Raw genomic sequence first — 21,613 nt, 5'->3', positions numbered from 1 at the left:
CCCGCCGCGGGCTGTAGGGAGCGACTCGGGCCTTGTCCTGGCCGGAGACCGAGGCGGCGGTGACGGCGGCGACCCGGCCGGTGCGCCGCCCGCGCCGAGACGCAGTGGTCGTACGTGTGGAACGCGTGGTGCGACGCCCCCCGTGGAAACCGGTGATCGCTTTCAACGCCCCGCTGTGCCCGGTGAGTTGAGGACGATCGCCGGTGAGGCGGCGAGGTTCCTGTGAGGCACCCCGCCGACGCCCGTCCCCCTACCGTGTCTGTCGCCGCGCCTGCCGCGCCTACTGACCGGCGAACTTCTTGCTGACCGAGTCGTACACACCCTTGGCCACATCACCCAGCCGCGGACCCGCCAGCCAGCCCGAAGTCACCGGCCCGATCGAGGTGTTGGACACCAGCGACGGCTTGCCGTCGGAGCCCGTCTCGACCCAGCCGCCACCGGACGAACCGCCGGTCATGCTGCAGCCGATGCGGTACATCGTCGGGTCCGAGGCGTTGATCGACAGCCGCCCCGGCTTGTCCGTGCACTGATACAGCGTGGAACCGTCGTACGGCTTCGCCTCGGGGTAGCCGGTCGCCGTGATGCTGGACACCTTCGGCACGGCCGGCGCTCCGAAGTTCACCGGCAGCGCCGAACCGACCGTCTCCTCAAGGGACTTGCCCCCGTTGGCCTTCTCGGGCGTCACATGGATCACGGCGTAGTCGTACGACGAACCCTGCCCGCCCGTCTCGCCGCCCTGGTCGATCCACTGCTGCGAGGTCTGCGCCCAGTCGGCCCACCAGACACCGTACGGAGCGACCTGCTCCCGGCTCGCGGTCTCCAACTGCGCTGCCGTCCGGCCCGCGTTGTTGTACGACGGCACGAACGCGAGGTTGCGGTACCAGCCGCCCTTCTTGCCCGCGTGCACGCAATGGCCCGCCGTCCACACCAGGTTGGACTTGCCCGGGTGCGCCGGGTCCTCCACGACCGTCGCCGAGCAGACCATCGTGCCCTCGGGGGAGTCGAAGAACACCTTGCCCGCCGTCGCCGCGTTGGCGTGGTACGTAGGCGACACGGCCTTCGCGTCCACTACCGCGGGCGTCGGGTCGGTCACGCCCTGGTCACCGGAGATGTCGTTGGTGTCGACGCCCGTGTCCGGGTCGTTGGCGTCCTGCATCCGGCCGGAACTCCACAACCCCTTGATGATCGGGTTGATGTAGTCGTCGGCCTCGCGCAGCCAGTCGTCCTTGTTCCAGTTCTTCCAGGCGCCGTTCTTCCACTTGTCGATGTCGATCCCGTGCTCTTTGAGCTTGTCCTTGATGTCGTCCGGGATCTTGATCTTGCCGTCACCGGTGTCACTGCTGGTGGCGGATGCGGTGGACTTCCCATCGGCCTTCGTGTCACTGGAACCGCACGCGGTCGCGGTGAGCGCGAGCACCGAGGCGAGGGCAACGGCGGCCAGCGCGGGGGAGGTTCCGCGACGCGCGCCCCTCCCTCGATGGGCGGTGAAGGACGGCCGTATCGATCGCATGGTCTTAACTCCCCCTGGGTGAACGGATGGTGCGCCAAGCTGTGATCTCAGCCGGAACTCATGGTGAGTTCACGCTGAACTCACTGCCTTCGGGAACGGCACCACACACTATGCGGTCGCTGTGGGGGACTTCCCACGGAACGGCAACGGTTCCGTCACGGCAAGGATCTTGAGGCGACCCGTAACCCCGTGGGCGGTGCGGGGTTGGTAGCGATGGGGAGCCTGCTGTCGATGCGCGGTCCCCTGCGCCCGTGGCGACGCGCGACCTCAACTCGCCTTTGGACAGCGGGAGGGACAGAGAACCGTGGCCGACGCGGCGTCTGCGTACGGGAGATGGCGGCTCCCTCAGGGTGGGGTGCGCGGACTTAGCGGTGCGCGCGTGGTGGTGAACGTGGTGCAGCAGGGGGCCTTGGGGCGTCGGCGTGCGGACGGGGAGCACGAGGGTGGACCGAGGTGCCGGTCGGGGCACGGGCAGGACGGGGGCGCCCTGCTGTGTGAGTCCGACGGCGAGGGGTACGACCGGAACCCGGGTCATCAGTTGGTGTGGCGGAGGCCGTGGCCCGTGGTCAGACCGATGGCAGAAGCGGGCGTACCGGCGGTCGCTCCGAGGGGGCCGGGTAGTGCGCCGCAGACGGTGTGATCGACGCGTTCGCGTGTGCCTCTGCGCAGGTACGTCGATGTATCGGCGTGGCTTGCACTCGGCATATCGGCCAGGCGCCACTGCCACGCCGGACCGCCCGCTGTGGAGGACGGAGCGCCGCCAGCCGCCAACTCGGCTTATCCCCCACACCAGTTGCAGATCGCCCAAGCTCGACGCCCCCCAGAACACCAGGACTCGACCCCACACGATTCCCACTCCGAAACACCTCCCGAGGAACAGTCTTGAATCCCACGCACACCTCTGACGGGCACTCCTACGAGGCGAGCCCGCGACACACGCGGACCCTGACGGAGTCGGCGTCGTCCTCTGGCGAGTCCGTTCCCCGGCAGCAACCCCGCAGCCCGGAAGTCGGTCGACCGCGCGGCGCAATCGCCGACCTCCTGGAACACCCCGACCCCTGCACCGCAGCCCAGACTGCAGCCGTCGAGAACCTCCTGCGCTGTTGGGTGCGGGAAACGAACCTCTCTGCCCCTACCAACGACACCCTCCACATCCCCCTCCCCGCCAGCAACACGGCCCTGCTCGCCCAGGTCCACTACTGGTCCCCGACGGGCTGGCACCGCTTCGGCCTCCCGTACCTCTCCCACGCTTCCCACGGCGCACCACCGGCCGACGCGGTGACGATCGCGGCGTTGCTCGCCAGGGAGACGGCCGTGCGCGGCGGCGGCTCCGTAGCGGGTGCGAACGCGGCGACCATCTCGGTGAGCGAGGAGATGGAGGGGGCCGGTCGCGTAGCCGGAGCCGCCGACGTATCGGCAGTACCCACCACCCTCTCGGGCTCGGCACTCCCCGGCGCACCCTCGGTCGTCGACGAGGCGGTGAGAGCGGCAGCGGCAAGGACATCCGCAACAGCACTCGCAACGGCACCCGAAACCGTGACCGACCTGGTGGCCCGTGTAGCCGACTCCGTCCGCCGTACCGTCACCTTCATCACCGACCGCCGCGCCCGCCCGGCCGACGGTCCCGATCTCTTCCTCTCCGCCGAGCAAGCACTCCTGCTCGGCCACCCGTTGCACCCGACCCCGAAGAGCCGCGAGGGCCTCTCCGAGGCCGAAGCCCGCCTGTACTCACCGGAGTTGCGCGGCTCCTTCCCGCTGCGCTGGCTGGCTGTCGCCCCTTCCGTACTCGCCACCGACTCGGCCTGGACCGAACGCGGCCGACCTGTTCCCGCGGCCCGCCTCACGGCCCGACTGGCCGGCCCCGAACTGCCGTTGCCCGAAGGCCATGCCGCTCTTCCCCTTCACCCCTGGCAGTGGCGCGAGATCCAACACCGAGCCGATATCGCAGCCTTGCTCGGCGCCGGCCTGATCCAGGACGTCGGCCCTCATGGCACCCCGTGGCACCCCACCTCCTCCGTACGTACCGTCCACCAATCCGGCGCCCCCGCCATGCTCAAGCTCTCCCTGGGCCTCAGTATCACCAACTCCCGCCGCGAGAACCTCCGCAAAGAACTCCACCGCGGCGTCGAGGTGCACCGCCTGCTCCGCACCGGCCTGTCCCAGCACTGGCACGCCGCTCACCCGGGCTTCGACATCGTCCGCGACCCGGCGTGGCTGGCCGTCGACGCGCTGGACGGGTACGGCGTCGACTCGGGTGAGCTTGGTGCGGGTGCGGGTGCGGGTGCGGGCGAGCGGGGTGCTGGCCTCGGCGCGAGCGCCGTCGACCGCGTTGGCCGTGGCGAGCGGAATGCTCGTGTTCCCCTGGCCGGAATCGACGTGGTGATCCGGCACAACCCGTTCAGCGCGTCCGACGATGTGTCCTGCATCGCCGGGCTCGTCTCACTCCGGCCGTACATCGGACGGAGCGCCACTGACGGCGGACCGGCGACCGCCTCGCACACCAGCCACTCCGCATCCGGCGTACCGCCGTTGCGGTCCCGTCTGGCCGAGGTCGTCACGAGTCTCGCCGCGCGCACCGACCGGTCCTGCGGAGCAGTCGCCGCCGAGTGGTTCCTGCGCTACCTGGAGCAGGTCGTCCGGCCCGTGCTGTGGCTGGACAGTGAGGCGGGGATCGCACTGGAGGCACATCAACAGAACACGTTGCTTCTGCTGGACGGTGAAGGTTGGCCCGTGGGCGGCCGCTACCGCGACAACCAGGGCTACTACTTCCGTGCATCCCGGCGCGCGGAACTCGATGCCCGACTGCCCGGCATCGGCGAACACAGCGACACCTTCGTCTCCGACGAGGTCACCGACGAACGTTTCGCGTACTACCTCGCGATCAACAACGTGTTCGGTCTCATCGGAGCGTTCGGCTCACAACGCCTCGCCGACGAGCGGTTGTTGCTCTCCGCCTTCCGCCGCTTCCTCGGGGACGTGGCCTCCGGTCCCGCCCGGTTGCGCACCTCCCTGCCGGCTCGCCTGCTCGACTCACCCGTCCTGCGCTGCAAGGCCAACCTGCTGACCCGGCTGCACGGCCTCGACGAACTCATCGGCCCGGTCGACACCCAGTCCGTCTACGTCACCATCGCGAACCCCCTCTACTGCTGACCACCGTCGGCTACGAGCGCCATCGTCAACCGTCCCCCTGATCCGATCACCACCAACGGCCTCCGCTTTGGACCGTCGACAACTGTCTGCGGCTTCGACCGTCAGCAGCAGCCTCCGGCTCTGAACAGCACCAGTTCCTTCCGACCTCGATCGCCACCGACTCCTTTCAATCCCGACCAGCACCGAGCATTCCCGACCACCACCAACTCCCTTCGCACCTGAGGAACATGACCCACCCCATCTCCTGAGAGGAGCGTCACCGTGCCTCCCACTGACGCGAGCGCCGACACCGCGACTGTCTCTGGCTCTGGCCTAGGCACCAGCGCGAGCGTGAGCCAAAGTCCCTGCACAGACGGCGAGGACACCCTCGACCTCCGCCTACCCGAGGAGTTCATCGCGCTTTGCGCCGAGGCGGACGCAGCTGACGCGGTACTCCACCGTGCGGCAGTCCCCGACGCGGTTGACCATCGCGTGTCCGCCCCCGATCCCTCGGCCTCCGATCCCTCCGCCCTCGATCCGGTCGCCCACGAGGCCGACACCATCAGGCGGCATCACCGGCCAACTGGCCCGGAGGGCACGGCCCGGTCCGACTCGGACACCCCGCCTGTCTCCGAAGGCTTGCCCAACTGCCCTGTCCCGCCCGGCGACTACCTGCTCGACCGCGTCGGCACCTGGGGCCCGACCCACACCCCCGTCGGTACCTTTCACCTCCTCCCCGTCCACATCGAACGCGACCTGCCGCTGATCAACCGCTGGATGAACGACCCTGCCGTCGCAGAATTCTGGGAACTGGCTGGCCCTCAGACGCTGACCGAGGACCACCTGCGCGCCCAACTCGCCGGTGACGGACGCAGCGTTCCCTGTCTCGGCGTGCTGGAAGGGACCCCGATGAGCTACTGGGAGATCTACCGGGCGGACCTCGATCCCCTGGCCCGCCGTTACCCCGCCCGACCGCACGACACCGGCATTCACCTGCTCATCGGTAACGGTACCGATCGAGGACGAGGGCTGGGCGGCACCCTGCTTCGAGCAGTCGCCGACCTTGTACTCGACAGGCGCCCCGCCTGCGCTCGTATCGTCGCGGAACCCGACATTCGCAACACCCCTTCCGTAGCCGCCTTCCTGTGCGCCGGTTTCCGGTTCTCCGCCGAGGTCGACCTGCCCGCCAAGCGGGCCGCCCTCATGGTCCGAGACCGTTCCTTGCGTGATCTGCTGTAGCGCCACATGACGGCGCCATCACTTTTGGTACACCGCTCGGCCCGATCCGGTTCCCACTCCCTCGAATCGGATTCCGACCGTCGTCGCGCCGACGTCCACCCGCCGACATCCACGTGTCGACCTTCACACGCCAACTTCCAAGCCCCGTGCCCCGATCGACCGGCCTCACCAACCGAATCCGACCGACACCACTCGAACCGGCCGGGTCACCGAACAACCGGAGCCCGTCCCACCCTCTCCAAGCCGGTCCAATCGCCCCGAACCAATCCGCCCCATCCCCAGCCAGGCGACCCCACCCGAACCAAACCGGCCCCCGACCGAACCAAACCACCCCGAACCAACCGCCGTACGCCCCGAACGAACCCCCTTCCGATCCAGAACAGTCCCCACCCCGAACCGACCCGATCCCCACCCGAACAAAAACCACCCCCACCCCAAAGCCCCCGGTCTTGATCCGCCCTCTCCCCGCAGCCTTGATCGCCCGGTTGTCAGTCCCGCCCCGTAGGGTGGTCGGGCTATGACGAAGCCCTCACTCCCCGAACTCCTGCATGCTGCCGTCACTGCCGTCGGCGGTTCGGAGCGCCCCGGCCAGGTGACCATGGCCGAAGCCGTCGCGGAGGCGATCGACGACGGTTCCCATCTGCTGGTCCAGGCCGGCACCGGCACCGGAAAGTCGCTCGGCTACCTCGTGCCCGCGCTCGCGCACGGTGAGCGGGTGGTCGTAGCGACCGCCACGCTCGCGCTCCAGCGGCAGCTGGTGGAGCGCGACCTGCCGCGCACGGTCGACGCCCTGCATCCGGTGCTGCGCCGCCGCCCCCAGTTCGCGATGCTCAAGGGCAGGTCGAACTACCTGTGTCTGCACCGACTCCACGAGGGCATGCCGCAGGACGAGGAGGAGGGCCTCTTCGATCAGTTCGAGGCGGCAGCCCCGACCAGCAAGCTGGGTCAGGACCTGCTGCGGCTGCGCGACTGGACGGACGAGACCGAGACCGGCGATCGCGACGACCTCACCCCCGGAGTCTCCGACCGCGCGTGGGCGCAGATCTCGGTGTCCTCCCGTGAGTGCCTGGGTGCCCAGAAGTGCGCCTACGGAGCGGAGTGCTTCGCCGAGGCGGCCCGCGAGCGGGCCAAGCTCGCCGACGTCGTCGTCACGAATCATGCGCTGCTCGCGATCGACGCGATCGAAGGCGCCCCCGTCCTCCCGCAGCATGAGGTGCTGATCGTCGACGAGGCCCATGAACTGGTCTCGCGGGTCACCGGAGTGGCCACCGGCGAGCTCACCTCCGGCCAGGTCAACCGCGCGGTGCGCCGGGCCGCGAAGCTGGCCAACGAGAAGGCCGCCGACCAGTTGCAGACCGCCGCCGAGGGCTTCGAGCGGCTGATGGAGCTCGCCCTGCCGGGCCGCCTGGAGGAGATCCCGGAAGACCTCGGTTACGCCCTTATGGCGCTGCGCGACGCCTGCCGTACGGTGATCTCCGCGATCGGCGCCACCCGCGACAAGTCCGTGCAGGACGAGGACGCGGTCCGTAAGCAGGCGCTGGCCTCCGTGGAGAGCGTGCACGATGTGGCGGAGCGAATCACCAACGGCTCCGAATGGGACGTCGTCTGGTACGAACGGCACGACCGCTTCGGCGCCTCGCTGCGCGTCGCCCCCATGTCCGTGTCGGGTCTCCTGAGGGAGAAGCTTTTCGCGGACCGCTCGGTGACCCTGACCTCCGCGACGCTCAAGCTCGGCGGCGACTTCAACGGCGTGGGAGCCTCCCTGGGCCTCGCCCCCGAGGGCACCGCGGGCGACGATCTGCCGCAGTGGAAGGGCATCGACGTAGGCTCGCCCTTCGATTACCCGAAACAGGGCATCCTGTACGTCGCCAAGCACCTCGCGCGCCCCGCGCGGGACGGCGATCGTGCCGACATGCTGGACGAGTTGACGGAGCTGATCCAGGCGGCCGGCGGTCGCACCCTGGGCCTCTTCTCCTCGATGCGGGGTGCCCAGCTCGCCGCCGAGGAACTGCGTTCCCGTATCCCCGAGTACCCGATCCTGCTTCAGGGCGAGGAGACGCTCGGCGAGCTGATCAAGAACTTCGCGGCCGACCCGAAGACCTGTCTCTTCGGCACGCTGTCGCTCTGGCAGGGCGTCGATGTCCCCGGAGCCAGTTGCCAGTTGGTCGTCATGGACAAGATCCCGTTCCCGCGTCCGGACGACCCGCTGATGAGCGCCCGACAGAAGGCGGTGGAGGACGCCGGGGGCAACGGCTTCATGGCGGTGGCCGCCACACACGCGGCCCTCCTGATGGCCCAGGGAGCCGGCCGTCTCGTCCGCGCGTCGGGAGACCGAGGCGTGGTCGCCGTACTCGACCAACGGCTGGCCACCGCCCGCTACGGCAGCTATCTCAAGGCGTCACTGCCCGACTTCTGGTACACCACGGACCCTAACCAGGCCCGGAGGTCGCTGGCCGCGATCGACGCGAAGGCGAAGGAAGAAGAGGCATCGGAAGCGGAATCGGAGTGATTCGGGGCGGTGCCGGCCTGGCGTGCTGGGCCGACACCGCCCCCAGAACCGGCTGCCACAGGAGTCCGCACAGCACAGGACCCCGGAACCGGCGCAGGGGTCCCGGGGTCCGGTCAGGGGGCCGGGCCGATGTGGCCCGCCCGCCGCAGCCGCCGTCAAACGCGACGCAGCACTGCCACCACCTTGCCGAGGATCGTCGCGTCGTCACCGGGGATCGGCTCGTAGGCCGAGTTGTGCGGGAGGAGCCAGACGTGGCCGTCCTCGCGCTTGAAGCGCTTGACGGTGGCCTCGCCCTCGAGCATGGCGGCCACGATGTCGCCGTTCTCGGCGACCGGCTGGCGGCGTACGGTCACCCAGTCGCCGTCGCAGATCGCGGCCTCGATCATCGAGTCGCCGACGACCTTGAGGACGAACAGCTCACCGTCACCGACCAGTTGGCGGGGGAGGGGGAAGACGTCCTCGACCGACTCCTCGGCGAGGATCGGGCCACCGGCGGCGATCCGGCCCACCAGCGGGACGTACGACGCGGCGGGTTTGCCCGCGGTGTCCGTGGGCTGTGCCGACGAGGACTGGTCGCTGCCGCGGACCTCGTACGCGCGCGGGCGGTGCGGGTCGCGGCGCAGGAAGCCCTTGCGCTCCAGCGCCATCAGTTGGTGTGCGACCGAGGATGTGCTGGACAGGCCCACGGCCTGGCCGATCTCGCGCATCGACGGCGGGTAGCCCCGTCGCTGCACCGAGTCCCTGATGACCTCGATCACCCGGCGCTGCCGGTCCGTGAGCCCCGAGCTGTCCGCCCGGATGCCGGGAGGTCGGCCCGGCAGGGAGCGCTTGTGTCCCTCGGGATTCGCGGCTTCGTTCATTGCATGCACCGGCTCGAGTCGGCCCTGGGAGCGATCCTGGGCAGTGATGGTGGCACTGTCTGCGGTGGTGGTCACGTCGGCCCCTCTCGATGGTCTCCCTGCTGGACAACGGTAGTTGCTTTCGAAAGGTTGCGCCAAACACACGTTCGAGTGAAAAACCGCGGATAGCCTGTCGCGATCATGCGTCTGGGTGTATGGCCGACGTGGCACCTGGCGGACAAAAGAGTTCATTGTTGTACTCTTCGCCGCCGGGGTGGTGACCTCGTGGGTTGTCGCCTCAGTCTGTCACCCGGTGTCCCGGCGGCAGGGGGCCGGTCCCGTTCTGTGCGGGAGCCCCACGCCTCCTCCGTGCCGCGCTCACGGTATCTCCGTATGTGGCCTGGCGGTACGGCTGTGCGCCCGCGTGTTCGGGGCGACGGGACGGTCGTATGGCACATGCCAATACGGGTGCGACACGCGCGTGCGGCGTGTTTGTGTGGGCCAATCACCACATCTAGTGGTTGGATTGCGGCAGCAGCCCAGAAGTTGTGGTCCCCCGGGTCTCCAGCGTCTCGGCCATCGCCTATGCTTGGGGCTGCTTCGAGAGGCCCAAGAGGTCTCACGAGGCTATTGAGTCTGCTGTGAGGGAGGGTTGGAGACCATGCACTGCCCCTTCTGCAGGCACCCCGACAGCCGTGTCGTCGACAGTCGTACGACCGACGATGGCACGTCGATCCGCCGGCGCCGCCAGTGCCCTGACTGCTCCCGTCGTTTCACGACCGTGGAGACGTGCTCGCTCATGGTGGTCAAGCGGTCCGGAGTCACCGAGCCTTTCAGTCGTACCAAGGTCATCAACGGTGTGCGCAAGGCATGCCAGGGACGGCCTGTCACCGAGGACGCACTCGCCCAGCTCGGCCAGCGGGTCGAAGAGGCGGTGCGGGCCACCGGAAGCGCCGAACTGACCACCCATGACGTCGGGTTGGCCATACTCGGCCCGTTGCAGGAGCTCGACCTCGTCGCCTATCTGCGATTCGCCTCCGTCTACAGGGCGTTCAACTCGCTCGAGGACTTCGAGGCCGCGATCGTGGAACTGCGGGAAGCGACGCCAGGACCCGCCGCGGACGACGAAGACGCGGTATCGGGGAGCCAGGAAGACGACGGCGGGCCCGGAGGGACTGTTCAGGTCCCGGTGCCCGCCCACTCCGCCGACTGACCGACGGGCCGGAACCGGGCGGAGACCCCGGGTCCGGTCGGGCGGCGGTGGACCAGGACTTGTCGCGGAGCCATGAGCGTGTGGGCTGCCGTGACACCAGACAAACACTCTGCCACGGGAACATCGTGGCATTTCAGGGCGTTTTTGCCTGTAGAGGGAGGCGGCATGACAGAGACGGCGAGCGGTCCGGCAAGAGGTTCCCGCGCGAAGGGCACCAAGGCCACCAAGGGACTGCGCATCGAGCGTATTCACACCACCCCCGGCGTGCATCCGTACGACGAGGTGGAGTGGGAGCGTCGTGACGTCGTCATGACCAACTGGCGCGACGGCTCGGTCAATTTCGAGCAGCGTGGCGTCGAGTTCCCCGCCGAGTGGGCGGTGAACGCGGTCAACATCGTCACCAGCAAGTACTTCCGCGGTGCTGTGGGCACCCCGCAGCGCGAGGTGAGCCTCAAGCAGCTCATCGACCGCATCGTGAAGACGTATCGGAAGGCCGGCGAGGACCACAAGTACTTCGCCTCGCCCGCCGACGCCGAGATCTTCGAGCACGAGCTGGCGTACGCCCTCCTGCACCAGGTCTTCAGCTTCAACAGCCCTGTGTGGTTCAACGTCGGGACCCCGCAGCCCCAGCAGGTCTCGGCCTGCTTCATCCTGGCCGTCGACGACTCCATGGAGTCGATCCTCGACTGGTACAAGGAAGAGGGCATGATCTTCAAGGGTGGCTCCGGCGCCGGCCTGAACCTCTCCCGGATCCGCTCCTCCAAGGAGCTGCTCTCGTCCGGTGGCAACGCTTCCGGACCGGTCTCCTTCATGCGCGGTGCCGACGCCTCCGCGGGCACCATCAAGTCCGGTGGCGCCACCCGCCGCGCGGCCAAGATGGTCATCCTGGACGTCGACCACCCCGACATCGAGGACTTCATCCAGACCAAGGTCAAGGAAGAAGAGAAGATCCGCGCCCTCCGTGACGCGGGCTTCGACATGGACCTGGGCGGCGACGACATCACGTCGGTGCAGTACCAGAACGCCAACAACTCGGTCCGCGTGAACGACACGTTCATGAAGGCCGTGGAGAACGGCGACAAGTTCGGCCTGACGTCCCGTATGACCGGCGAGGTCATCGAGGAGGTCGACGCCAAGCAGCTCTTCCGCAAGATGGCCGAGGCCGCCTGGGCCTGCGCCGACCCGGGCATCCAGTACGACGACACCATCAACCAGTGGCACACGTGCCCGGAGTCCGGCCGTATCAACGGCTCGAACCCGTGCAGCGAGTACATGCACCTGGACAACACGTCCTGCAACCTCGCCTCGCTGAACCTGATGAAGTTCCTGAAGGACGACGGCAAGGGCCACCAGTCCTTCGAGGTCGAGCGCTTCGCCAAGGTCGTCGAGCTCGTCATCACCGCGATGGACATCTCCATCTGCTTCGCGGACTTCCCGACGCAGAAGATCGGCGAGAACACGCGCGCGTTCCGCCAGCTGGGCATCGGCTACGCCAACCTCGGCGCCCTGCTGATGGCGACCGGCCACGCGTACGACTCCGACGGCGGCCGTGCCCTCGCGGGTGCCATCACCTCCCTGATGACCGGCACGTCGTACAGGCGTTCCGCCGAACTCGCCGCGGTCGTCGGCCCGTACGACGGCTACGCCCGCAACGAGCAGCCGCACCTGCGCGTCATGAAGCAGCACGCCGACGCCAACGCCGTGGCCCCGCGCGCGGACGACCTGGACACGCCCATCTGGGCCGCCGCCACGGAGTCCTGGCAGGACGTGCTGCACCTCGGCGAGAAGAACGGTTTCCGTAACGCGCAGGCCTCCGTCATCGCCCCGACCGGCACCATCGGTCTCGCGATGTCCTGCGACACCACCGGACTTGAGCCCGACCTCGCCCTGGTCAAGTTCAAGAAGCTCGTCGGCGGCGGCTCGATGCAGATCGTCAACGGCACCGTCCCGCAGGCCCTGCGCCGCCTGGGCTACCAGGAGGAGCAGATCGAGGCGGTCGTCGCCCACATCGCCGAGAACGGCAATGTGATCGACGCCCCGGGCCTCAAGACCGAGCACTACGAGGTGTTCGACTGCGCCATGGGCGAGCGTTCCATCTCCGCGATGGGCCACGTCCGCATGATGGCCGCCATCCAGCCCTGGATCTCCGGCGCGCTGTCCAAGACGGTCAACCTGCCGGAGACGGCGACCGTCGAGGACGTCGAAGAGGTCTACTTCGAGGCGTGGAAGATGGGCGTCAAGGCGCTCGCGATCTACCGCGACAACTGCAAGGTCGGCCAGCCCCTCTCCGCCAAGACCAAGGAGAAGGAGAAGGTCGAGGTCACCGCCAAGGCCGAGGAGACCATCCGGACCGCGGTCGAGAAGGTCGTCGAATACCGCCCCGTCCGCAAGCGTCTCCCCAAGGGCCGCCCGGGCATCACGACCTCCTTCACGGTCGGCGGCGCCGAGGGCTACATGACCGCCAACTCCTACCCGGACGACGGTCTCGGCGAGGTCTTCCTGAAGATGTCGAAGCAGGGCTCGACCCTCGCGGGCATGATGGACGCCTTCTCGATCGCCGTCTCCGTAGGCCTGCAGTACGGCGTCCCGCTGGAGACGTACGTCTCGAAGTTCACGAACATGCGCTTCGAGCCGGCCGGCATGACGGACGACCCGGACGTGCGGATGGCGCAGTCGATCGTCGACTACATCTTCCGTCGCCTGGCGCTCGACTTCCTGCCCTTCGAGACGCGCTCCGCGCTCGGCATCCACTCCGCCGAGGAGCGCCAGCGTCACCTGGACACCGGCTCGTACGAGCCGACGGACGACGAGGTCGACGTAGAGGGCCTGGCCCAGTCGGCGCCGCGCGCCCAGGAGTTGAAGGCCGTGGCCACGCCGAAGGCCGTGGTCGAGGCTCCCAAGCCGGTCCTCCAGCAGGTGCACACCAGCGCCGAACTGGTGGAGATGCAGCTCGGCATCCAGGCCGACGCCCCGCTGTGCTTCTCCTGCGGTACGAAGATGCAGCGGGCCGGTTCCTGCTACATCTGCGAGGGGTGCGGCTCGACCAGCGGCTGCAGCTGAGTCAGGGCATCCGCTTGAAGTGAACTAGCTGTTCAGGGCGGTGGAGTCGGTGTTCCGGCTTCGCCGCCCTCGGCGTTTCCCGGCCCGGGGCGAATCCGGTTTCCCAGTGGAACGATCAGCGGTTAATCTCCCTCAGCGCGCATAGCGCGCGCACAGGGGAGGGTGGGGGCATGAGCGACGATTCCGTCGAGCCCGAAAGAGGCATGAGGGCGGGGGCCCAGGCGGTCGCGGCAGTGGTGGTGGTCGGGGGTGTCGTGGGCGGCATGTGGGGACTTGGGGCAGTCCTGCCGAAGACGACGTCACAGGAGGGCAAACCGGCGACCTGCTCGGCGAGCACGGACAAGACCCTGCCGGCGGGGTACGCCTCGCCGAAGGCGCTCTGTACGGCGCTGAACCGCGCGGATCTTCCGGTGTTGCTGGGGACTCCGGACGAACACGCGCAGAGCGCCTCGGGCAGTGCGGGCTGGATGACGCTCGCCGGTGGCACCAAGATCGCCAGTCCCGAGGCCGACGTGGACCTGGAGACCTATTCGGTGCGGCTGTCGGCGTCCTACGACGACATTCCCATCACCGAGGCGGCCCGCTACGTGGACTCGACCTCGCAGGTGAAGAGGGTGCTGGGGCACCCGGCGGTCCTCTACTCGGACCGGACCATCGCCATCAGCTTCAGCCTCGGCGGAGGCAAGGCCAGTACGGGCCCCGGAGGTATCGCCCGCAGCCTGTTGGTCTCCACGAGCGCGAAGGACGGCGGCGACTCCTTCGAGATATCCATCTGGCGGCAGGACGACGTGCCGCCGGACGACGAGGCGCTGTTCCGCATCGCCGAGGAGGTGCTGCCGACGGTCCCGGGCTGGACCGCCGGCTGACGCGCCGTCCCGATGGGGTCAGGACTGCTGCGCCCTGCCCATCGTCCTGGTGAAGGTCGCGGGGTCGTCGTCGAAGCCCCGGATGCCGGGATGGAAGTCCCAGCTTCCGGACTCGTCCCGGACGAACTCCCCGACTGTCGCCGCCGTCGCACCGAGCACGTCACCGAAGTCGTGCTCGGTGAGAACGGCGTACCCCTCGCGGATACGCAGCTTCGGGTTGAGGACGTTGACGAACGTGCGATGGGCGGCGCGCTGTTGGATGACGACGCCGACCACCACGCGCGCGTACCGGTCGGCGAGCCGGTCCAGCTCCAGCGTCATGACCTCGTCCCAGCCGAAGCCCTTGCCGTCCTTGCTGTCCCGGTTGAGATAGATGGTGCCGTCGGGGGAGCGGCTGTCGAAGTGCACCGCATACGCGGGAGCGCCGTGCAGATCGCCCGCCACATACGTGGTGGCGACGATGTCCAGATCGACGGGCGGCTGCCCGGTGGGACTCGGATCCCACTGGAGCCCGACTTCGGCCTTGCGGATCCCCTTGCTGAGGCCGTTCACCACAGTTCCCCTTCCCCGTTCGCCTTGATCGCGCGCCCCAACTGCTGGGCAATCAGCGTTCGTTGTCCATCGTGCCACGCGCGCGGGGGCGTGTGCGCCGACGATCTCCGCCGGAGCGTGACCGGCGCCACGCCAGGTGGCCTTACGATGGCGCGGTGCTGGTCAAGTGGATTCGCTGCACCGTGGTGGACCGCCGCGGCTTCGAGCGCGGGCAGCGAAAGTGGGCGGGGCTTCCGGGGGAGCCGGGATTTCGGGGACAGGGGGGAGGCTGGAGCAGAGCGCGGCCAGGAGTGGCACACATTTTCGCGTTCTGGGAAAGCCGTGCCTTCTACGACTCGTTCATGGCCCGATCACATGACCGACTGGCCTCGGCCCAGGCGGGCACCTTCAAGGACGCGCAGGTCAAGCTGTTCGACCATCGCTTCGACGTGAAGACCGGCTTCGAGCCGCGCTTCACTGATGCCGATCTGGTGCGGGTGGCCCTGTGCCGTGTCCACGAGGAGCGCGCCGAGCACTTCACGCTGATGCAGGAGAAGGTCTGGAATCCGGCGATGGCCGGTTCCCCCGGCATGCTCCGAGGGCTGTTCGGTGAGGCACCGGAACACGAGTTCATGGTGCTGTCGATGTGGCACTCGGCCGCCGAGCACGGCAAGTACCGCGCCGAGCGGGTGGAGCGGCTCGCCCTGAGAGCCCAGATCGAGGCGGACGTCGTGTCCCTCACGGGGGACATCGTGCAACTGGAACCGAGCTGGACGGTTTGAGATCCAAACTGACGCCATCGGCGTCCCGGTGTGTGAATCGTGCGCCCCTATGTGGCCGATCGGGCAGAATTCGTGTGACCTACGCCGTATGGAGCCCGTACGAGTGCTCGATATGCCGTCACTCGATCTAGGGTTTTGGCATGGCACGACCACGGCGCATCGTCCTTGTCCGGCACGGCGAGTCAACGGGCAATGTTGATGACACCGTGTACGAGCGTGAACCCGACCATTCTCTGGCGCTGACCGATCAGGGTTGGCGGCAGGCTGAGGAGACCGGCAAGCGGCTGCGGGAGGTTTTCGGCCGCGAGCGCATCAGCGTGTACGTCTCCCCGTACCGGCGTACGCACGAGACCTTCCGCGCCTTCCACCTCGACCCCGACCTCGTGCGCGTACGCGAGGAACCCCGGCTGCGCGAGCAGGACTGGGGGAACTGGCAGGACCGGGACGACGTACGCCTCCAGAAGGCGTACCGGGACGCGTACGGGCACTTCTTCTACCGCTTCGCCCAGGGCGAGTCCGGTGCCGACGTGTACGACCGGGTGGGCGGCTTCCTGGAGAGCCTGTACCGCAGCTTCGAGGCCCCCGACCACCCGCCGAACGTGCTCCTGGTGACACACGGCCTGGCGATGCGGCTGTTCTGCATGCGCTGGTTCCACTGGACGGTCGCGGAGTTCGAGTCGCTGTCGAATCCGGGGAACGCCGAGATGCGGATGCTCGTTCTCGGAGACGACGGCCGGTACGCGCTGGACCGGCCGTTCGACAGTTGGCGAGACCCGGAACCGTACGGGATCAGTGGATAGGGTGCGGAGCGATGACCTCTGACTCCTTTCCCGACTCTCTCGACTGTCCCGACCTCGACTCTTCGGATTCTCCCGACTCTCCCGACGCGCGCTTGGGCCGGGCCCTGGCCAGCCTTCGGGGGCTTGCTGTGGGGGACGCGCTGGGCTCGCAGTTCTTCGTGCCGGCGAACCACCCGCTGCTCAAGCGCCGCGAACTGCCTCCGGCTCCTTGGCAGTGGACGGACGACACGGAGATGGCGGGCTCCGTGGTCGCCGTCCTGGCGGCCCACCAACGCATCGACCAGGACGCCCTGGCGCATTCCTTCGCCGAGCACCACGACTTCGACCGCGGCTACGGCCCTGCGGTCAACCGGCTGTTGCGCCTTGTCCGTGAAGGCGGCGACTGGCGCGAACTGTCCGCCGCGCTCTTCAACGGACAGGGATCATGGGGCAATGGCGCGGCGATGCGGATCGCGCCCTTGGGCGCCTGGTACGCGGACGACCCCGAGCAGGCCACCCACCAGGCGGAGATCTCCGCCTACCCCACGCACCAGCACCGTGAGGCCGTGGTCGGCGCCATGGCCGTCGCCGCGGCCGCCGCGCTGGCCGCCGCCCCCGACGGCCCACCCGGCCCCGAAGCGCTCCTCGACGGCGTCATCGCACTCGTACCGAAGAGCGCGGTCGGCGCGGGCCTGCGGCGTGCCCGGGACATGCTCGACTACGCCGATCCGGGCACCGTCGCGGCCGTACTGGGCTGCGGTCGCCGTACGTCCGCTCATGACACGGTCCCGTTCGCTCTCTGGTCGGCCGCGCGAGGCCTCGGTGACTACGAGGGGGCGTTCTGGGCCACCTCCCAGGTCGGCGGGGATGTGGACACCACCTGCGCCATCGTGGGCGGCGTGATCGCCGGCGGGAAGGCGGGGACGCCGCCCGCCGGGTGGGTGGAGCAGACGGAAGCACTGCCGGGCTGGGTTCCGACGTCCGTCTGACGCCCCCAACTCCTCGCCCGGGCAACGCCCCCGCACGCGACTGAAACTCTCTGTGCCTGTCGGGAACTCTCTGTGACCGCCCGGCCGTTGTCCCGGCAGCCGCTGTGTGACTCATGAGTCCATACGGCAGACAGGACTCGGCAGTTGTAGGGGGGTGGCATGTGAGGTCTTCGTCGTTGTCGGTCGGCCGGGTCCTGACCGGGCCCGGCCGGTCAGCCGATCCCCGGACCCGCCGTGCCCGCGAGGGCGTCGAGATCGCTCTTGCGGACCCGGATCACCAACCAGGCTGTGGCCAGGGCGAGTACGGCCATCGCGGCGGCCGGGATGAAAGCCGTCGAGATGCCGTGCGCGAGCACCTCATGCCCCCATGGCGCGGGCAACTGGTGTGTCTTGCCGAACTCGGCCTTCTGCTCTGCCGATCCATTGGCCAGGAACTTCGGCAGTTGCTTCTTCGCCTCGTCCCTGCTGGCCGAGCCGAACACCGTGGTCAGAATGGACAGACCGAGCGAACCGCCCACCTGCTGCATGGCGTTGAGCAGCGCGGACGCCGCGCCCGCCTCGTGCGGTGCGACACCGGACACCGCGGTGATCGTCAGCGTCACGAAGTTCAGGCCCATGCCGAAGCCGAACACCAGCATGGGGCCGAGCACTCCGTCGACGTACGAACTGTCCGAGCTGATGAGGGTCTGCCACGCCAGCCCGATCACCGCGAGGGCCGAGCCGACGAGCATGAACGGCCGTGGTCCGAACCTCGGCAGGAACTGCTGGGACAGTCCCGCACCGGCCGCGATCACGACCGTCACCGGCAGGAAGGCGAGCCCTGCCTGGATCGGGCTGTACCCCAGCACGTTCTGCACGAAGAGCACGATGTAGAAGAACATGCCGAACATCGCGGCGGCCAGGCTCAGCATGATCACGTACGTGCCCGAGCGATTGCGGTCGGCGAACATCCTCAGTGGGGTGATCGGCTCCTTGGCCCTGGACTCGATGATCACGAAGGCCAACAGCAGGACGGCGGCCGCGCCGAAGGACCCAATGGTCAGACTGTCGCGCCACCCCTTGTCCGCCGCGCGGATGAAGCCGTAGACGAGGGATGCCATGCCCGCTGTCGAGGTGAGCGCGCCCGTGATGTCGAACCGGCCGGTGTGCCGTTCGGACTCACTGATGTACAGCGGCGTGAGCACGGCGATCAGCAGGCCGATCGGCACATTGACGAAGAGCACCCAGCGCCAGTCGAGCCACTCGGTGAGCATGCCGCCCGCGAGCAGACCGATCGCGCCGCCGCCCGCCGAGACCGCGGCGAAGACCCCGAACGCCCTGTTCCGCTCGGGACCTTCGGGGAACGTGGTGGTGATGAGCGCCAGCGAGGTGGGCGACGCGATCGCGCCACCCACGCCCTGGAGGACGCGCGCGGCCAGCAACTGCCATGGTTCCTGGGCGAGTCCGCCGAGCAGCGAGGCGAAGGTGAAGAGCAGGATGCCGGTGATGAACACCCGGCGCCGGCCGAGGATGTCGCCGGCCCGGCCGCCGAGGAGCAGCAGACCGCCGAAGGTGAGGGTGTAGGCGCTGACGACCCACGTGAGGTCGGTGGTGCTGAAGCTGAGCGCGGCTTGAATGTGCGGGAGCGCGATGTTCACAATCGTCGCGTCGAGTACCACCATGAGTTGGCAGGCCGCGATGACCGCGAGCGCGATGCCGGGATGCCCCTCCCGGCGGGCCGCTCCTGGTCGTGGGTCCTGAGTCAACTGAGAGGTTGTCACTATGGGTCCCCCCTAAGTGTGTTAGTGAACGCTCGCGTTCACTGCCGCGTCAACGGTAGTGAGTCCCCGACAGTGAACGCAAGCGTTCACTTAACTCGCCTTCGAGCGGCGCATCCCCCGTCGCTGCCGAGTGACGCATCCCCGATCCCCGGAATCCCCCATTCCACTGCTCGCTGGAGACACTCAGATGGTTACTTCGGGCTGGACGGCCGCCCCCGCTCAGGCGGCCTCCCTCCGTCGTCGTGGTGCCGTGCTCGAACGCGCGATCCTGGACGCCGCGCTGGAACAACTCAGTACGGTCGGATGGAACGCCCTCACAATGGAAGGCGTCGCCGCCGGTGCCCAGACGGGCAAAGCTGCGGTCTATCGGCGCTGGTCTTCGAAGGAGGACCTCGTCGCGGACGCGTTGCAGGCCGGACTGCCGCGTCTGGAAGGGCCGCCCGGCCTGGGCAATGTGCGCGAGGATCTGCTGGCGCTGTGCACGCGGGCGCGCGACGCGATGTTCTCGCGCCCCGGATTCGCCCTCCGTGCGGTGATTCACGAATGCGACACCGTGCAGGCGGAGCGGTTCCACGGCGTGATCTTCGAAGGGGTCGTGGAACCGACGATCAGAATGCTCCGCGACGCGATCAACCGTGGAATAGAGCGAGGTGAGGTCCGCGCCGACGCGTCCAACAGCTATGTCTTCGATGTCATCCCGGCGATGATGATGTACCGCTCGAAGATGTGCGGCAGCGAATGGGTCGACCGTGACATCGAGGAAATGATCGACCAGTTGATGCTTCCGCTACTCCGACCGGGCGGTGCGTGAACCGGCTTGGAACGGTCTGGGAGGGGCCGGGGAAACCCGGGTGTCGCAGGGGGTTCCGGGCGGCGTACTCTGGGGGCGTCATGCCGTACGAAGCACCCACTCATACCGTCGAGCGCTCACTCCGCGCCACGACCGGGGCCAAGGTCATTGCAGGCGTCGACGAAGTGGGGCGCGGTGCGTGGGCCGGCCCCGTCACCGTCTGCGCGGCGGTCACCGGACTGCGCCAACCCCCCGAAGGCCTCACCGACTCCAAACTCATCGCGGTCAGACGACGCACCGAACTCGCGGCGGAACTCCGCAAGTGGGTCACGGCGTACGCCCTGGGACACGCCTCTCCGGAGGAGATCGACGACCTGGGGATGACGGCCGCGCTGCGGCTCGCCGCAGTGCGTGCCCTGGAGGCCTTGCCCGTTCGCCCCGACGCGGTCATTCTCGACGGGAAGCACGATTACCTCGGGGACCCCTGGCGGGTTCGTACGGTGATCAAGGGCGACCAGTCGTGCGTGGCGGTCGCGGCCGCTTCGGTGATCGCCAAGGTTCAGCGCGACAAAATGATGGCCGAACTGGGCATCGACCATGCAGACTTCGCTTTCGCGGCCAACGCCGGGTATCCATCGCCCGTGCACAAGGCCGCACTGGAGGAGCGGGGCCCCACCCCGTTCCACCGGTTGTCGTGGGCGTATCTTGATGCGCTGCCCCAGTGGCGGCACCTCAAGAAGGCCCGCAGTTGGGCGGAGGGAAACGTTCCGAAGATCGAGGGCCAACTCGGATTCGACTTCTGACCGTTCCGCTCGCACTCATGTGCCACCCGCTGCCGCAAGCCGCACCAGCGTTTGATAAAAATCAGTTCATGCCTCTCATTCCCGAGGAGCCTCAGATTCACGAGAGTGTCCAGGGTCCCCGCGCCACTCCGGCCAGTGGCCGCGTCGCGCCGACCCCCCGCCCTGTACCCGGCCCCCGCCCCGCGGCTCCGTCGCGTCCCGGTCGCCCCGGCCCACTGCGGCCCACGGCTCCGGCGCAACGTACGCCGCGCGACGTGGCCGTGACCAAGCCCGGACCCGCGGGTCCGGCTGTTCCCGCCTCCTCCGAAACCGCTGTGGCGACTCCGCAGATCCAGCTGATCCCGGCCTCGGCCGAGGGCGCGCTGGACGCTGCCGAGGAAGCCGTCGACCTGCTCCTGGAGTCCGGTCGTGCCCCCGGTGACGTGCTGGTGATCACCACCGGCGAACCGCACCCGTGGGCCGCTCACGAACTGTCCTTCGGTGAAGCCTCCTACTGGGCGCAGCACGACGCGCGCGACGACGTCTTCTTCGCGGACGCCGCTGTCGCGGGCCGGGCGGCATCCCGTCCCGTCGTCGTGGTCGCCGTCAACGGAGGCGCAGCCGCCGTTGCCACCACCGCCCTGCCCCTGGCCCTCGGCCGGGCCGGCACCCTGCTGATCGTCTGCGGCGAGTCGCAGCAGATCAACTCGGCGCTGGGAGCGGGCGTCTGAGCCTTCCGGGAGTTCCCGGAAGGCTTTCGGAGGGCGACGGCGGTCAGGTGAACGCCGTCGCGGCGATCTGTGCACGGTGAGCCATCCGGCATGCGCGGATTTCT

16 protein-coding genes are annotated in these 21,613 nt (G+C 68.5%); 12 read left to right on the top strand and 4 right to left on the bottom strand.

Going from position 1 to position 21,613, the window contains the following annotated elements; translation table 11 throughout:
• Positions 1–280: 280 nt before the first annotated feature.
• Positions 281–1,510: a trypsin-like serine peptidase gene (locus ACIRRY_RS32095; protein ID WP_403979509.1), complete on the bottom strand. Its 1,230-nt coding sequence runs from the start codon at positions 1,508–1,510 to the stop codon at positions 281–283.
• Between the two features lie 882 nt (positions 1,511–2,392).
• Between ACIRRY_RS32095 and ACIRRY_RS32090 the strand changes: the two genes are divergently transcribed.
• The 3 genes from ACIRRY_RS32090 to ACIRRY_RS32080 all read left to right on the top strand — a co-directional run bounded on the left by ACIRRY_RS32090 (position 2,393) and on the right by ACIRRY_RS32080 (position 8,387).
• Complete coding sequence (locus ACIRRY_RS32090) at positions 2,393–4,660, top strand: IucA/IucC family protein (RefSeq protein WP_403979506.1); 2,268 nt, start codon at positions 2,393–2,395, stop codon at positions 4,658–4,660.
• 261 nt (positions 4,661–4,921) lie between these two features.
• On the top strand, positions 4,922–5,878 hold the full coding sequence (locus tag ACIRRY_RS32085) for a GNAT family N-acetyltransferase (RefSeq protein WP_403979503.1): 957 nt from the start codon (positions 4,922–4,924) through the stop codon (positions 5,876–5,878).
• Between the two features lie 517 nt (positions 5,879–6,395).
• The gene (locus ACIRRY_RS32080; protein WP_403979500.1) at positions 6,396–8,387 is read left to right on the top strand and encodes an ATP-dependent DNA helicase; all 1,992 of its coding nucleotides are present in this window, start codon (positions 6,396–6,398) and stop codon (positions 8,385–8,387) included.
• Positions 8,388–8,542: 155 nt separating this feature from the next.
• Here ACIRRY_RS32080 and lexA read toward each other — a convergent pair whose 3' ends face one another.
• Positions 8,543–9,322, bottom strand: a complete 780-nt coding sequence (gene lexA, locus ACIRRY_RS32075) for a transcriptional repressor LexA (RefSeq protein ID WP_043677921.1) — start codon at positions 9,320–9,322, stop codon at positions 8,543–8,545.
• A 565-nt stretch (positions 9,323–9,887) separates the two neighbouring features.
• Between lexA and nrdR the strand changes: the two genes are divergently transcribed.
• The 3 genes from nrdR to ACIRRY_RS32060 all read left to right on the top strand — a co-directional run bounded on the left by nrdR (position 9,888) and on the right by ACIRRY_RS32060 (position 14,365).
• Positions 9,888–10,439: a transcriptional regulator NrdR gene (nrdR, locus tag ACIRRY_RS32070; protein ID WP_403979497.1), complete on the top strand. Its 552-nt coding sequence runs from the start codon at positions 9,888–9,890 to the stop codon at positions 10,437–10,439.
• A 165-nt stretch (positions 10,440–10,604) separates the two neighbouring features.
• Complete coding sequence (locus ACIRRY_RS32065) at positions 10,605–13,499, top strand: vitamin B12-dependent ribonucleotide reductase (RefSeq protein ID WP_403979495.1); 2,895 nt, start codon at positions 10,605–10,607, stop codon at positions 13,497–13,499.
• Positions 13,500–13,669: 170 nt separating this feature from the next.
• The gene (locus tag ACIRRY_RS32060; RefSeq protein ID WP_403979493.1) at positions 13,670–14,365 is read left to right on the top strand and encodes a DUF6215 domain-containing protein; all 696 of its coding nucleotides are present in this window, start codon (positions 13,670–13,672) and stop codon (positions 14,363–14,365) included.
• Positions 14,366–14,383: 18 nt separating this feature from the next.
• On the opposite strand, the gene ACIRRY_RS32055 is transcribed toward ACIRRY_RS32060, so the two are convergent.
• Positions 14,384–14,917, bottom strand: a complete 534-nt coding sequence (locus tag ACIRRY_RS32055) for a TerD family protein (protein ID WP_403979490.1) — start codon at positions 14,915–14,917, stop codon at positions 14,384–14,386.
• A gap of 155 nt (positions 14,918–15,072) precedes the next feature.
• Between ACIRRY_RS32055 and ACIRRY_RS32050 the strand changes: the two genes are divergently transcribed.
• From ACIRRY_RS32050 to ACIRRY_RS32040, 3 genes are all read left to right on the top strand, one after another.
• Positions 15,073–15,678, top strand: a complete 606-nt coding sequence (locus tag ACIRRY_RS32050) for a YdbC family protein (RefSeq protein WP_403979487.1) — start codon at positions 15,073–15,075, stop codon at positions 15,676–15,678.
• Between the two features lie 140 nt (positions 15,679–15,818).
• The gene (locus ACIRRY_RS32045) at positions 15,819–16,478 is read left to right on the top strand and encodes a histidine phosphatase family protein (RefSeq protein WP_043677931.1); all 660 of its coding nucleotides are present in this window, start codon (positions 15,819–15,821) and stop codon (positions 16,476–16,478) included.
• A gap of 11 nt (positions 16,479–16,489) precedes the next feature.
• On the top strand, positions 16,490–17,446 hold the full coding sequence (locus ACIRRY_RS32040; protein WP_403979484.1) for an ADP-ribosylglycohydrolase family protein: 957 nt from the start codon (positions 16,490–16,492) through the stop codon (positions 17,444–17,446).
• 212 nt (positions 17,447–17,658) lie between these two features.
• Here ACIRRY_RS32040 and ACIRRY_RS32035 read toward each other — a convergent pair whose 3' ends face one another.
• Positions 17,659–19,206, bottom strand: a complete 1,548-nt coding sequence (locus ACIRRY_RS32035; protein ID WP_403979481.1) for an MFS transporter — start codon at positions 19,204–19,206, stop codon at positions 17,659–17,661.
• Positions 19,207–19,393: 187 nt separating this feature from the next.
• Here ACIRRY_RS32035 and ACIRRY_RS32030 point away from each other — a divergent pair, with 187 nt between their 5' ends.
• The 3 genes from ACIRRY_RS32030 to ACIRRY_RS32020 all read left to right on the top strand — a co-directional run bounded on the left by ACIRRY_RS32030 (position 19,394) and on the right by ACIRRY_RS32020 (position 21,509).
• On the top strand, positions 19,394–20,017 hold the full coding sequence (locus tag ACIRRY_RS32030) for a TetR/AcrR family transcriptional regulator (protein ID WP_403979478.1): 624 nt from the start codon (positions 19,394–19,396) through the stop codon (positions 20,015–20,017).
• A gap of 80 nt (positions 20,018–20,097) precedes the next feature.
• Positions 20,098–20,799: a ribonuclease HII gene (locus ACIRRY_RS32025; protein ID WP_403979475.1), complete on the top strand. Its 702-nt coding sequence runs from the start codon at positions 20,098–20,100 to the stop codon at positions 20,797–20,799.
• 68 nt (positions 20,800–20,867) lie between these two features.
• Positions 20,868–21,509 (top strand): hypothetical protein, encoded by a 642-nt coding sequence (locus ACIRRY_RS32020; RefSeq protein ID WP_403979473.1) that lies wholly within the window; start codon positions 20,868–20,870, stop codon positions 21,507–21,509.
• Positions 21,510–21,613: the final 104 nt, after the last annotated feature.

Source organism: Streptomyces sp. NPDC101776, from assembly GCF_044766845.1.
Lineage (GTDB): Bacteria > Actinomycetota > Actinomycetes > Streptomycetales > Streptomycetaceae > Streptomyces.
Note: the sequence above shows the minus strand (reverse complement) of the source record. Positions and strands in the feature narration are given on the sequence as shown.

Coding starts and splice junctions, on each gene's coding strand:
- ACIRRY_RS32040 (WP_403979484.1), top strand. CDS start 16,490: ATGACCTCTGACTCCTTTCCCGACTCTCTCGACTGTCCCGACCTCGAC.
- ACIRRY_RS32030 (WP_403979478.1), top strand. CDS start 19,394: ATGGTTACTTCGGGCTGGACGGCCGCCCCCGCTCAGGCGGCCTCCCTC.
- ACIRRY_RS32060 (WP_403979493.1), top strand. CDS start 13,670: ATGAGCGACGATTCCGTCGAGCCCGAAAGAGGCATGAGGGCGGGGGCC.
- nrdR (WP_403979497.1), top strand. CDS start 9,888: ATGCACTGCCCCTTCTGCAGGCACCCCGACAGCCGTGTCGTCGACAGT.
- ACIRRY_RS32065 (WP_403979495.1), top strand. CDS start 10,605: ATGACAGAGACGGCGAGCGGTCCGGCAAGAGGTTCCCGCGCGAAGGGC.
- ACIRRY_RS32045 (WP_043677931.1), top strand. CDS start 15,819: ATGGCACGACCACGGCGCATCGTCCTTGTCCGGCACGGCGAGTCAACG.
- ACIRRY_RS32080 (WP_403979500.1), top strand. CDS start 6,396: ATGACGAAGCCCTCACTCCCCGAACTCCTGCATGCTGCCGTCACTGCC.
- ACIRRY_RS32095 (WP_403979509.1), bottom strand. CDS start 1,510: ATGCGATCGATACGGCCGTCCTTCACCGCCCATCGAGGGAGGGGCGCG.
- ACIRRY_RS32025 (WP_403979475.1), top strand. CDS start 20,098: ATGCCGTACGAAGCACCCACTCATACCGTCGAGCGCTCACTCCGCGCC.
- ACIRRY_RS32020 (WP_403979473.1), top strand. CDS start 20,868: ATGCCTCTCATTCCCGAGGAGCCTCAGATTCACGAGAGTGTCCAGGGT.